Genomic DNA, 13,189 nt, shown 5'->3' with positions numbered 1-13,189 from the left:
TTTGTACTTTTATACCATAATTTGAATTTATGTCCAATCCACAATCTACGATTTTTAGTGAAAGAGATACGCTGTTTGTTGATGTGGTCCTACCACTAGCATTGGCAAGAACATATACGTATCGTATTCCGGTTGACTGGAATGATCGTGTGCAGGTCGGTTTACGAGTCATCGTGCAATTTGGACGGAATAAGATCTATTCTGCGGTTGTCAAGTCCATTAGCCAGGAAGCACCAAAGCACTATGAAGCAAAGTATATTTTGGACATCATTGATGAAAAACCCATTGTCAATTTAGCTCAGTTTAAACTGTGGGACTGGCTAGCCGATTATTACATGTGTAGTTTGGGCGAAGTCATGCAGGCAGCGCTGCCCTCGGCATTGAAGCTGGCCAGTGAGACCAAAGTCGTTTCATCGATTGGGGAAGAATTTGACCGTTCTACACTTTCAGATAAGGAGTATCTTATCATCGAAGCTTTGGAGGTGGCGGGAGAACTTAAAGTCAATGATATTGTGAAATTGCTGGGACAAAAAACAGTCTTCCCTATATTGAAGCAATTATTTGACAAAGGGATTGTTTTGATTTCTGAAGAGATTACAGAACGGTATAAGCCTAAGACCAAAGCATTTTTGCGTTTTGCACCCGACTTTCGAAATGAAGATGCAAAAAGAGAATTGTTGGACAGTTTAAACCGTGCACCAAAACAACAAGATGCGGTATTGGCATTTATGCAGCTGGTCAAAAAAACGGAGGAAATTACGCGACCCATGTTGACGGAGGCCTCGGGCTGTGGTAACGGTGCAATTACGGCTTTGATTGACAAAGGTGTTTTTGAAATAAAGGAAAAGGTTGTATCCCGGTTTCAGGGGGAAGATATCGAACTGGATGCCAATTTTCAATTTAATGAAAATCAGCAAAGGGCTTATACCGAAATACAAGCGTCGTTTGAGGAGAAGGACGTTACGCTGTTGCATGGTGTGACTGCTTCGGGAAAAACGCAGATTTATATACGCCTTATCGAACAAGCAATCGCTGCGGGAAAATCAGCCCTCTATCTACTGCCTGAGATTGCGCTGACAGCGCAGATTACAGCGCGCTTAAAGTTGCATTTCGGTGATAAACTGGGGGTGTACCACTCTAAGTTTAATGATAATGAACGTGCCGAGGTGTGGCATAAAGTAATGAAAAATGAATTTCAGGTTGTGATTGGGGCTCGTTCTTCCGTCTTTCTGCCATTTCAGGATTTAGGGATTATCATTGTTGATGAAGAGCATGAAAGCTCCTATAAACAGTTTGACCCAGCTCCACGTTACCATGCCCGCGATACGGCCATTTACCTCGGATTTCTACATCAGACCAAAGTGCTGTTGGGATCCGCGACGCCTTCTTTGGAAAGCTATTACAATGCCAAAGCTAAGAAGTATGGTTTTGTGCAACTGCTTGAGCGTTATGGCAACGCACAATTGCCAAGTATTGAGTTGGTGAATATTCCCGAAGAAGGAAGAAAGGAAAATATGTTTTCTTATTTTTCGGGTACCTTGTTAAAGGCAATCGAAGAAGCTGTAAAAAATAAAGAGCAGGTTATATTATTTCAAAACAGACGTGGTCACACGACAATGATCCAGTGTAATACCTGTGGATTTGTTGCAAAATGTGTCAATTGTGATGTCAGCTTAACCTATCACAAGAGCTCTAATATGATGCATTGCCATTATTGTGGTCATGTTGAGCCTCCACTTCGTGTTTGTCCAGCCTGTGGAATGCCCCATATCGAAAGTAAAGGCTTCGGTACAGAACGGGTAGAGGAAGAACTTGAAATCCTGATGCCCGAAATCCGCATCGGTCGCTTGGATCTGGATTCCACAAAAGGCAAATATGGTTTCGACAAAATTATCACGGCTTTTGATGAGCATGAATTTGATGTTCTTATAGGGACACAAATGGTCGCTAAGGGGCTCGATTTCGGAAGAGTAAGCCTTATCGGTGTTGTCAATGCAGATACGATCATTAACTTTCCGGATTTCCGTTCGTATGAACGATCATTTTCGTTATTTTCCCAGGTAGCAGGACGCGCAGGTCGACGTGAAGCCGGCGGAAAAGTGATCATCCAAAGCTATACCACGAATCATCGGGTGTTAGAACAGGTGGTCAATAACGACTACGAGGGCATGTTTATGACGGAAATTACAGAACGGAAAAACTACCTTTATCCGCCTTTCTACCGTCTCATTCGGATTGATATTAAACATACGGATTTTCAGAAATGCTATGATTCGGCCAATCGTTTTGCCTCGGCGCTGCGGCAACAGTTGGGTGCAAGGGTATTGGGACCTGAGCCGCCCTTAGTTTCACGGGTGCGGAATAATTTTATCCAGACCATTACCCTGAAGATTGAACGAACAAATATTAGTATTGCAAAGGTCAAGGAATTGATCCGTTCGGTTCATCTCGATTTTGAAATCGATAAAACCAATGCTGGTGTACGCGTTCAGGTCGATGTAGATCCCTATTAGTGACAGCTATTGCCCGCATTAACTTGTAAAAACGAGCGTTCTTTGTCAACTTAAATCACATGCGCTTATCGTTTTCTTCGCGGCCAAATTCAAGAGGTCAACGGAGGTTGAGCCTAAGGGAAAGATGATTCGGAAAATAAAGCAAATAAACTTGAAAATACGTACAGTGTTGGTATTGAATTATTTGTGATTAATTCTGTTTAATGTGCCTTTTAAAAGGTAAATTTGAAACATCATGGCGTACAAGTTTATTGATAATTATCGGGAGAAAGGTGCTCGTAAGAAATTGGTTGAACATCTAAAAAGCCGGGGCATTGCGGACCAGAAAGTATTAGATGCGATTGGCAAGGTACCACGTCACTATTTTTTTGATGAAACATTCTGGAATCAGGCCTATCGGGATATTGCTTTTCCAATCGGTGACGGACAAACAATCTCACAGCCTTATACCGTCGCCTATCAGTCGGAACTGCTCCACGTGAAAAAGGGAGATAAAGTACTGGAAATTGGTACGGGATCGGGGTACCAAACCTGTATCTTGTTGGAACTTGGCGCAGAGGTGTATACTATCGAGCGTCAGGAAAACCTATATCAACGAACCATTCAAGTGTTGCCCTACATGGGCTATAAACCAAATTTCTTTTTAGGTGATGGCTCTAAGGGAATCGAAGAGCACGCCCCTTATGACAAGATTATTGTCACTGCAGGTGCGCCTTTCGTGCCAGAGGTTATGTTAAAGCAGTTGAAAATGGGCGGAATTTTTGTGATCCCTGTAGGAGACGAAAAATCGCAAAAGATGATGACGATCATTCGGGTAGGTGAAAATGATTTTGACCGTATCGAATTGGATACGTTTCGTTTTGTGCCTTTGGTGGGTGATCAAGCTTGGTAGGAGATCCATTCAACCAGTTCCGATGGCCTCCCCCAAAATCTGCGAGTGACAATCGAGCCTTTGTTTCATGAGCAGATGCAAAATAGCCATGATTAAATTGAAATGAACGTGAAAGAATAAATATTCACCTTATGACTCCAACTGCAATACGATATGACCAGAAGCATCGCGAAACTGCTTCAACTGTGGTCAAATTAAATAAACAAGTCAACACGCTCAGCTTGTTGCGGCTATTTGTGATACTCGGTGGCGGAGCATTGTTATTTTATACCTTTCAACTGGAAAGCCTTCCGCTGGTTTTTTTCTGCTTTTTTGGACTACTGTTCCTATTTGCCTATCTCGTGCGGAAGCAGAGCCAGTTAGAGCTTCAGAAGAACTATTTTGAAGCTTATTTGAAAGTTTTGGCAAATGAACAGGCCCTGGCAGAAGGGAAACTAAACATGTATGACCATGGTGAGCATTTTGAAAACGGAGCTCATCCTTATAGCTCCGATATGGATATCTTTGGCACATACTCCTTATTCGCGCAGATAAATCGGGCAACGACCAAACAGGGGATTGATCTTTTGGCTTCTTGGCTTGATGCGCCTCTCCAAAGCAATCAAATTCAACGCAATCAAGAAGCATCCCAGGAACTCGAAAATGAATCCGAATGGATATGGGATTTTCAGGCAAAGCTCTTGGCCAATCTGAACCATAAATTGGATATCAAGGCATTTTTGACAAATTACTTTCAAGACCGAAATTTTCAATTCGGAAATGCTTTTATGCGATTTTATATCAAAGCAGGCCCTGTTTTATTTTTGGTCGCTTTAGCCGGCAGCTTTTTCGTGCCAAAATTGGCTGGAGTGGCAACCTTGATAGGACTATTTCATATTCTTTGGGCATTGGCCAAAGCAGGAAGTGTGAGTATGTTCTCCTCGCGAATAGACAAAATTGGTGGCGTGCTGGGATCATATGCAGATGCGATTCAATCGATCGAAGACCACGCATGGAAGTCTATTGCTATGCAGGAGATCGCCGGAGAGCTAAAACAAAACCAGGGAACAGCATCGATTTCCTTTGCCTTTAAAAAACTCGCTGGTCTTATTAACAATTTGGACGCACGGAATAATGTCTTTGTTGGGCTATTTCTAAACTTATTTCTGCTTTGGGACTTTAGACAAGTATTGGCTATTGTTGATTGGAAGAATAAATACGAAAACGAGATTCTGAATTCATTCGATACCTTAGCTAAGGTGGAGGCTGTCACAAGCCTTGCCATTTGGAAGAGAAACTATTCGTCCTATAGTTATCCAGTAATTTTGGATAATCCGCTGGAAAATAAGATTGACGCGCAAGGGTTATATCATCCACTGATTCCAAGCAATCAGGTCGTCGCCAATGATTACAGTAGTATAGATCATCGTGTTGCTTTGGTAACAGGTTCAAACATGGCTGGAAAGAGTACATTTCTGCGGACAGTGGGTATTAATGCAATTTTGGCTTATGCCGGAGCTGCGGTTGCAGCGGCATCTTTTCGGCTTCCGATTTACAAACTAATATCTTATATGCGCATCAAGGATAACCTGAATGAAAGTACGTCGACATTTAAAGCTGAACTGAATCGGATGAAATTTATATTGGATACAGTTTCAGCACATAGCGATAGCTTTTTTCTAATCGATGAGATGCTTCGTGGGACAAATTCGATCGACAAATATCTTGGCTCCCGTGCAATCATAAAGAAACTGGTTCGATTGGACGGTAAGGGTATGGTGGCTACACACGACTTACAACTGTCCAGTTTACAAGAGGAATTCCCGGGAGATATCAAAAATTATCATTTTGACATTCGTGTTGATGCGGGGCAGATGCTGTTTGATTATAAGCTGAAGATAGGAGAATGTAAAATATTCAATGCGTCGCTCTTATTGAAAGGTATAGGGGTGGATATCGACGAAAATATGGAATAAAAATGACGGAACTGGAGCTAGATTGGTTTACATTTGTCTCCTCTTAAATCCACTAAATAAAACAATAAATGACTTTACAAGAACGTATTGATTTATCAGAAACACATGTTTGCACGACCGTGTTTCCGTTTTTGACAAATCATCACGATACTTTATTCGGCGGCAAGGCGATGTCCATTATGGACGAAGTATCGTTTATGGCTGCGACACGATTTTGCCGCAAAACGTTGGTGACTGTATCGACAGACCGTATCGACTTCAATAAGGCAATTCCTTCCGGAAGTATTATAGAAGCTATCGCAAGGGTTCAAAATGTAGGCCGGACCAGCTTGAAGGTGAAGGTCGAGATATTTTTGGAACATATGTACAAGGAGGGAAGAGAATTGGCCATTGAGGGTGTTTTTACATTTGTTGCCCTCGATGAAAACAGACAGCCAATTCCAGTCCTTGAAGGCTTGGATATTGAATAAAATTTTAGCTTCCGAATGCGGAAACTCAAGGGAGGTTTTTTTAAAATTATAACATGGAAAAGGGTCGCATCTGCGACCCTTTTTGTTATTCGTTTCTCTTGATTGGGCTGAGGTCGTTAAGCTCTTCGGCTGTAAATAAACGATAATGAACTTTGAAAGTTTTACCCAGTGGCGTTTCCAATGAGAATCCCCCCGGACCAAATCCATCCAGCACATCGAGTGTGAAATGCGCATGTTTCCAATATTCAAAGAGATCACGATCCACCCAAAACTCATATCCTTCGGCTAATCCGATCATGGCGTCATTTGTCCTAGGAAAATAACCTCCTTCCTCAAAACACTGAGGCTGTGTACCCTCGCAGCAGCCTCCGGCCTGATAAAACATTAATTTACCATGCTTCGCTTCAAGTTCATGAATGAGCTCCCTGGCTTTTTCAGTGATGTCTAGTCTATTTATCATGGTGAAATCCGTTTATCTGTTTTAGCGTTGACGAATAGGAAATTCAGCGGAAGGGGTAGCATTTGCTCCCCCCTAAATTCGGGCATCTAGCTGTTCGAAAAGTGTACCCGGTGCGCTGCAGTTAAAAGAAACCAAGTTTTTCTTTACTGTAGGAAATCAACATATTTTTAGCCTGTCTGTAATGGGCAAGCATCATTTTATGGTTTTCCCGTCCAATTCCTGATTGTTTGTATCCGCCAAATGGAGCACCCGCTGGGTAGGAGTGGTACTGATTTACCCAAACACGTCCTGCTTGTATGGCACGTGGGATCTGATAAAGCTGATGTGCATCTCGAGTCCATACACCTGCTCCGAGACCATACATGGTATCGTTGGCGATGGCAATTGCTTCTTGTTCATCTTTGAACGTGGTGACTGCAAGCACCGGGCCGAAGATTTCTTCCTGGAAAATACGCATGCTATTATTGCCTTTGAATAGGGTAGGTTTGATGTAGTAGCCTTCTTCAAAACCAGCACCGACATTGTTTTCATCACCGCCGGTCAATACTTCGGCCCCTTCTTCTTTGCCAAGTTTAATATAGGACATAATTTTGTCCTTCTGGATCTTCGATGCCTGAGCACCCATCATTGTTGTTGGGTCTAATGGATCGCCCACTTTGATCTGATTAACCCGATCGACCACTTTAGCGATAAATTTTTCATAAATGTCCTCCTGGATCAGTAAACGAGAAGGACAGGTGCAAATTTCGCCCTGATTGAGCGCGAATAATACGGCTCCTTCCACTGCTTTGTCCAAAAAAGCGTCGTCTGCATCCATAACCGAACTAAAGAAAATATTGGGCGATTTTCCACCCAATTCTAGGGTTACCGGAATGATATTTTCAGTCGCATATTGCATGACCAGACGTCCAGTTGCTGTGGAACCAGTGAATGCTGCTTTGGAAACCTTTGGGTTTGTGACCAAAGAACGACCAAGTTCTGCGCCGAAACCGTTGACGATATTGACTACTCCGGCAGGAATCAGATCACCGATAATTTCCATAAGAACAAGAATGGATGTGGGTGTACTTTCAGCAGGTTTTAACACGACAGTGTTCCCTGCGGCAAGGGCCGGAGCTAGTTTCCATACGGCCATTAGAATCGGGAAATTCCATGGAATAATCTGTGCAACAACTCCGATTGGTTCGTGTACAATCAGTGACACTGTATTGCTGTCCAATTCGCTTATGGACCCCTCTTCAGCGCGGATTACACCAGCAAAATACCTGAAATGGTCGATTGCCAATGGGATATCGGCATTTAATGTTTCACGTACCGCTTTTCCGTTGTCTATCGTTTCAACGGCGGCGATATATTCTAAATTAGCTTCAATGCGGTCAGCAATTTTATTGAGGATGATACTTCGTTCTGTAGCCGAGGTTTGTCCCCAAGTTTCAAAAGCTTTAGCGGCGGTGTCGACAGCGAGATCCAGATCTTCTTTTGTTGAATGGGCAACTTGAGTAAACACTTTTCCATCTACCGGCGAAATATTATCGAAGTATTTTCCTTGAATTGGTGCGACAAATTTACCACCAATGTAGTTGTCATATCGTTCTTTGAACGATGGCCTTTTGATTGCGCTCATATGGTTTATTTATTAATTATTTTTAATCCCTTCTTATCAAAGTTAGCCAGCAATTATTCAATGGTGTAGCAGAATTGATCCAAAACATAGCACAATTGTGGCACATAACTTTCGATCATAGTTTATTTTATTTATTATATTTGATTGACTGCCAATTATATTTAATTGTTGCACTATGGAAAATAGGACGCTGATTCATACATTGCCATTTTCGCGGAAGGGGGAGCTCAGCACATTAGTGGAGAACCGACGCGCATTTACGTTAGATAGCTTGGAGCTTAATATCTACGAAACATATCGGATATCGCAGCATGTGCCTTTATGTTTTGATGATTTGGTTATGATTAATATGATCCAGGGTAAAAAGATCATGCATTTGGAGAATGTAAAGGCTTTTGACTATCTGCCCGGTCAGATGATGGTGTTACCTGCATCGGTGGCTATGCATATTGATTTTCCAGAAGCGACCCTCGACCAGCCCACGCAGTGTACCGCTTTAACAATTCATAGAGAGAAGATAGCAGCAGTCTTGGACTATCTAAATGAGTTTTATCCAAAAGAACATGTCAATCAATGGCGGCTTGATCCGGAGTTTTTTCACCTGTACAATTCGACTGAGCTTGCCGATCTGGTGAACAAGTTGTTTCAGATCATTATTAGTGAAAATCCGTTGAAAGATGTGCTTGCAGATCTGACCTTTAAAGAGCTTACGATTCGGCTACTTCAGTCACAGTCGATGATGGCGTTAAAAATTGGGAAGTCGCCCAACAAAGTACTGTTACACGTGCAGGAATTTATTCAGAAACATATTACCGAGAAAATTTCAATTGGTCTATTGGAGCGGACTGCTCACATGAGCAAAGCGAGCCTTACGCGGATGTTTAACCGTGAACTTGGACTAAGTCCAATGGAGTACGTGATCCAACAGCGTATCGAGAAGGCAAAAAAGATGCTTTTACTCACCCGTAATGTAAAGGAGTCGTGCTATGGGGCTGGATTTAATGATGTCAACTACTTTGTTCGGCTTTTTAAAAGCAGGGTAGGCATGACGCCAGGCGCATTTGTCCTGGCGCGTTAACCTAAAATTTCATCACGCGATCAAGCTCACGTTTAACATCTCTTTCTTTGATGTTTTCTCGTTTGTCAAAATCTTTTTTACCCTGTGCCAAGGCAATTTCAACTTTGGCAAACCCCCGGGCACTGATAAAGATGCGTAGGGGTACAATGGTAAAACCACGTTCTTCCCCTTTCTCTTTCAGTTTTTTTAATTCTCTTTTTGTCAATAGCAGTTGACGGTCGCGTTTTGCTTCATGGTTATAGAAAGATCCCATGGAATATTCGGCAATGTGCATGTTACGGATGTATAATCCGTCCTCAAAAAAACTACAGAAACTATCGTTAATATTTGCCTTTCCTTCGCGTATGGATTTTATTTCTGTACCCAATAATCGAATTCCTGCAATGTACTTGTCCAGTAAGTGGTATTCAAAAGAAGCTTTTTTATTTTTTATATTGATATCTGAAGATAAAGCCATATATTGTTGTATATTAGTAAGTCTATACCATTGCTATTGCAATGAACCTAAATGTAACTAATTATAGGATAATTTAAAGTTCGCAAATATAATTATTAAAATTGTCTTATTTTAAAGTAGAATTGTGTGGGCAGATGTTAGCGGAGTATTAAAATAAAATTAACGGTTTTGGGCGATGTGTTAAAAATATGACTAAATTTAAGTGAAAGTCAGATTATGTTTTCGTATGTTTGCAACGTTTTTTGGAATTATTGTGAATATATACAACGTAGAATTTCAACTTACATTGTGGATATAGCAGATTTTTAGTCGGAGACCGAGTTTTTTATATAAAAGTCCAATTCGATAATTTTGTTTGTTACAATAACATCTAAAAGTTAGAAATAGTTTTAGAAATACCTTTTTATCGCATGAGTAAAGGAAAGTTAGGCGAAAAAATATCGCAATTTAAGATTGTTGAGGAGTTGAAAGCTAAGGGCTTATATGCCTATTTTAGACCTATTCAATCAAAACAAGATACCGAAGTAAAAATCGATGGTAGACGTGTATTGATGTTTGGTTCTAACTCTTATTTAGGGTTAACGACTGATACACGTATTATAAAGGCAGCGCAGGATGCTTTGGAAAAGTATGGTACTGGATGTGCTGGATCTCGTTTCTTAAACGGTACGTTGGATATTCACGTGGAACTGGAAGAAAAATTATCTGCTTATGTAGGTAAAGAAGCCGCTATTCTGTTTAGTACAGGATTCCAATCAAATCTAGGGCCTTTGTCATGTCTAATGGGACGTAATGATTATATTTTGTTGGATGAGCGTGACCACGCATCAATTATTGATGGTAGCCGTTTGTCTTTTTCCAAAGTAATCAAATACGGTCATAACAATATGGAGGACTTACGTGCTAAGTTATCACGCCTACCTGAGGATAGTGCGAAGTTAATTTGTACGGACGGTATCTTTAGTATGGAGGGTGATATTGTTAATTTGCCTGAACTTACATCGATTGCCAATGAGTTTGATGCTGCTGTAATGGTCGACGACGCACACAGTTTAGGTGTTATTGGGCACAAAGGAGCTGGTACAGCTTCTCATTTTGGGCTTAATGATGATGTAGACTTGATTATGGGTACATTTAGTAAATCGTTAGCTTCTTTAGGTGGATTTGTGGCCGGTGATGCAGATGTGATTGATTTCTTAAAACATAATGCACGCTCTGTGATGTTCAGTGCTTCAATGACTCCCGCTTCGGTGGCTTCAACATTGAAAGCTTTGGAAATTATTCAAAACGAGCCAGAGCATATTGAAAAATTATGGAAAAATACAGATTATGCCAAAGCTCAATTGCTGGATCATGGATTTGATTTGGGTGCTACGGAAAGTCCTATTTTACCAATCTTTATTCGTAGCAATGAAAAAACGTTCTGGGTAACTAAAATGCTTCAAGATGATGGCGTATTTGTTAATCCAGTTGTTTCTCCAGCAGTTCCTGCGGAAGAGTCTTTGATTCGTTTTTCATTGATGGCGACACATACTTATGACCAAATCGACGAGGCTATTGAGAAGATGGTTAAAGTATTCAAACAAGCTGAAGTTGAAACATTAATATAAAATCTAATCGTATGATTCAGATTATACCCGTTGAAACAAAGAAACAAAGACGGCTGTTTATAGATTTCCCTCATAGTCTCTATGAGGGAAATCCTAATTATGTACCTGCCTTATTTCTTGAACAAAACGACTTGCTTTCCCCTGACAAGCATCCTTTTTATAAACATTCCCAAGCACAACCTTTTCTAGCTTATCGTAACGATAAGATTGTCGGTCGTATATGCGCCATCTGGAACAACAACCATAATGCCTTTAATCATGTGAATGAAGGGCAGTGGGGGTTTTTCGATTGTATAGATGATCAAGAAGTCGCAAACGCGTTATTTGATACTGCAGAGAAATGGGTTAAAGCTAAAGGTGGGGATACGATCGTTGGGCCGATCAATTTATCAACTAATGATACCGTTGGTTTATTGGTTGACGGATTTGATAAACCTCCGGTGGCCATGATGCCCTACAATTCACCTTATTATATCGACTTGATTACCAATTCAGGTTATGGACATAAAGTGGATTTGAGAGCTTATTTGGTCATGGAAAAGTCTGCGGATAAACGTTCTGTATTGCTTTTAGATAGGTTGGAAGAGCGTTTGAAAAGATCTGGCATTACATTGCGTCAATTTAATGTGAAGGATTTTAAAAACGAAGCAGCAAAAGTTCGTGACATTTATAATAGAGCATGGGATAAAAATTCGGGTTTTGTTCCGATGACAGAGGACGAATTTAATTATACGGCCAAAGATCTAAAAATGATTCTCGATCCACGTTTTGCTATCGTTGCGGAGAAAGATGGTGAGCTTGTTGGCTTCGGTCTAGGGATACCTGATATCAATCAGATCCTTATCAAAGTGAAGCGAGGACGTCTACTTCCTACGGGTATTTTTAAATTGTTATTTGGAAAGAAAAAAATCAACTTGCTTCGTGTACTCATGTTAGGGGTATTGGAAGACTACCGTAAACTTGGTATTGAAGCATGTCTGTATGGCCGAATTATAAAAGAATCAAAAGATTCTAATATCAAGGGGGCCGAATGTTCGTGGATGTTGGAGCATAATTACATGATGAACCACGCTATTGAACAAATGAATGGAGAATTGTACAAACGTTATCGTTTGTATCAAAAATCATTATGATAGAAAAAGTATTAATCACCGGAGCGAGTGGTTTTGTAGGCTATCATTTGACAAGAGCAGCGAAAGAGGCGGGGATGGAAGTTCATGCCGCGGTGAGGAAGTCAAGTGATGTTTCAGAAATTCGCTCCGTTGTAGATAAATTTGTTTATCCGGATTTCTCTGATGAAGAGTCTATCAGCGAATTACTGGAAGCGGAAAACTATACCTATGTTGTTCATGCTGCGGCAATGACTCGTGCCAAGCACGAAGAAGATCTCGAAAAGGTCAACGTTGGTTATACAAAAAACTTGGCATCTGCTTGTTTTTCTTTAAAAACTCCCATCAAAAGATTTGTTTTCGTTAGTAGTCTTGCGGCAATCGGTCCTGTTAGCTACGATGCTAACCTTATCGATGAGAGCAATTCCTATCGCCCTGTTACGGCCTATGGTCGTAGTAAACGGAAAGCGGAGCTCGCCTTGGATGATTTTAGAGATCAGCCACTAACGATTTTGCGCCCCACTGCAGTATACGGCCCTCGTGAAAAGGATATTTTTATTGTTTTTAAAACAATGAACGGCGGCTTGGATGCCTATGTTGGCCGCTCTCCTCAAAAGCTTAGCTTTATTTATGTTGCTGACCTGGTGCAGGCGATCATTCATGCCTGTCGTTTTGATCAAGGAGGAAAGCAGGTGTATAACCTCAGTGATGGGCAGGTGTATGGCCGTTATGAGTTGGCTAGATTTTTCAAAGAGTTTAGCCAAAAGAAAATGATTCGTATGCATATTCCTTTTGGTGTCGTGAAGACTATCGCGGTTATTTTTGAACGTTTGTATAAAAAATCTAAAGCAATACCTGTGCTATATCCGGAGCGACTGAATGAACTTACAGCTGAAAACTGGGGCTGTGATATCTCGGCGGCTCAACGTCAGCTACAATACCAACCTAAATATGATTTGAAGAAAGGCTTAATGGAGGCATTGGCTTGGTATAAAGAAAATAAATGGCTATAATCGCAGAT

General features: G+C 41.0%; 11 protein-coding genes. 8 read left to right on the top strand and 3 right to left on the bottom strand.

Annotation, left to right across the window (positions count from 1 at the left end; genetic code table 11):
- The first annotated feature begins 29 nt into the window (after window positions 1-29).
- From priA to AAH582_RS21795, 4 genes are all read left to right on the top strand, one after another.
- Complete coding sequence (gene priA / locus AAH582_RS21810) at window positions 30-2,513, top strand: replication restart helicase PriA (protein WP_343320563.1); 2,484 nt, start codon at window positions 30-32, stop codon at window positions 2,511-2,513.
- Between the two features lie 235 nt (window positions 2,514-2,748).
- Entirely contained in the window at window positions 2,749-3,405 is a 657-nt protein-coding gene (locus AAH582_RS21805; protein WP_046672736.1) for a protein-L-isoaspartate(D-aspartate) O-methyltransferase, read from the top strand.
- 131 nt (window positions 3,406-3,536) lie between these two features.
- Window positions 3,537-5,360 (top strand): MutS-related protein, encoded by a 1,824-nt coding sequence (locus AAH582_RS21800; RefSeq protein WP_343320560.1) that lies wholly within the window; start codon window positions 3,537-3,539, stop codon window positions 5,358-5,360.
- Window positions 5,361-5,428: 68 nt separating this feature from the next.
- Complete coding sequence (locus AAH582_RS21795; protein WP_046672735.1) at window positions 5,429-5,830, top strand: acyl-CoA thioesterase; 402 nt, start codon at window positions 5,429-5,431, stop codon at window positions 5,828-5,830.
- Window positions 5,831-5,915: 85 nt separating this feature from the next.
- On the opposite strand, the gene AAH582_RS21790 is transcribed toward AAH582_RS21795, so the two are convergent.
- A complete protein-coding gene (locus tag AAH582_RS21790) occupies window positions 5,916-6,290 on the bottom strand; it encodes a DUF779 domain-containing protein (protein WP_046672734.1) in 375 nt (124 codons plus the stop codon).
- A gap of 121 nt (window positions 6,291-6,411) precedes the next feature.
- Complete coding sequence (locus tag AAH582_RS21785; protein WP_046672733.1) at window positions 6,412-7,914, bottom strand: aldehyde dehydrogenase family protein; 1,503 nt, start codon at window positions 7,912-7,914, stop codon at window positions 6,412-6,414.
- 175 nt (window positions 7,915-8,089) lie between these two features.
- Here AAH582_RS21785 and AAH582_RS21780 point away from each other — a divergent pair, with 175 nt between their 5' ends.
- Complete coding sequence (locus AAH582_RS21780) at window positions 8,090-8,992, top strand: AraC family transcriptional regulator (protein ID WP_046672732.1); 903 nt, start codon at window positions 8,090-8,092, stop codon at window positions 8,990-8,992.
- A gap of 1 nt (window position 8,993) precedes the next feature.
- Here the strand turns inward: AAH582_RS21780 and smpB are convergent, their stop codons facing one another.
- Window positions 8,994-9,449 carry an SsrA-binding protein SmpB gene (gene smpB, locus AAH582_RS21775; RefSeq protein ID WP_046672731.1) on the bottom strand — a complete coding sequence of 152 codons (456 nt, stop codon included), beginning with the start codon at window positions 9,447-9,449 and terminating at the stop codon, window positions 8,994-8,996.
- Window positions 9,450-9,859: 410 nt separating this feature from the next.
- Here smpB and spt point away from each other — a divergent pair, with 410 nt between their 5' ends.
- The 3 genes from spt to AAH582_RS21760 are packed head-to-tail and all read left to right on the top strand — an operon-like array spanning window position 9,860 to window position 13,181.
- Entirely contained in the window at window positions 9,860-11,059 is a 1,200-nt protein-coding gene (gene spt, locus AAH582_RS21770; RefSeq protein ID WP_046672730.1) for a serine palmitoyltransferase, read from the top strand.
- 11 nt (window positions 11,060-11,070) lie between these two features.
- Entirely contained in the window at window positions 11,071-12,192 is a 1,122-nt protein-coding gene (locus AAH582_RS21765; RefSeq protein ID WP_046672729.1) for a hypothetical protein, read from the top strand.
- Window positions 12,189-13,181 carry an NAD-dependent epimerase/dehydratase family protein gene (locus AAH582_RS21760; protein ID WP_343320551.1) on the top strand — a complete coding sequence of 331 codons (993 nt, stop codon included), beginning with the start codon at window positions 12,189-12,191 and terminating at the stop codon, window positions 13,179-13,181. Before AAH582_RS21765 ends, AAH582_RS21760 begins: the two co-directional genes overlap by 4 nt.
- Window positions 13,182-13,189: the final 8 nt, after the last annotated feature.

The organism is Sphingobacterium multivorum, assembly GCF_039511225.1.
Lineage (GTDB): Bacteria > Bacteroidota > Bacteroidia > Sphingobacteriales > Sphingobacteriaceae > Sphingobacterium.
Note: the sequence above shows the minus strand (reverse complement) of the source record. Positions and strands in the feature narration are given on the sequence as shown.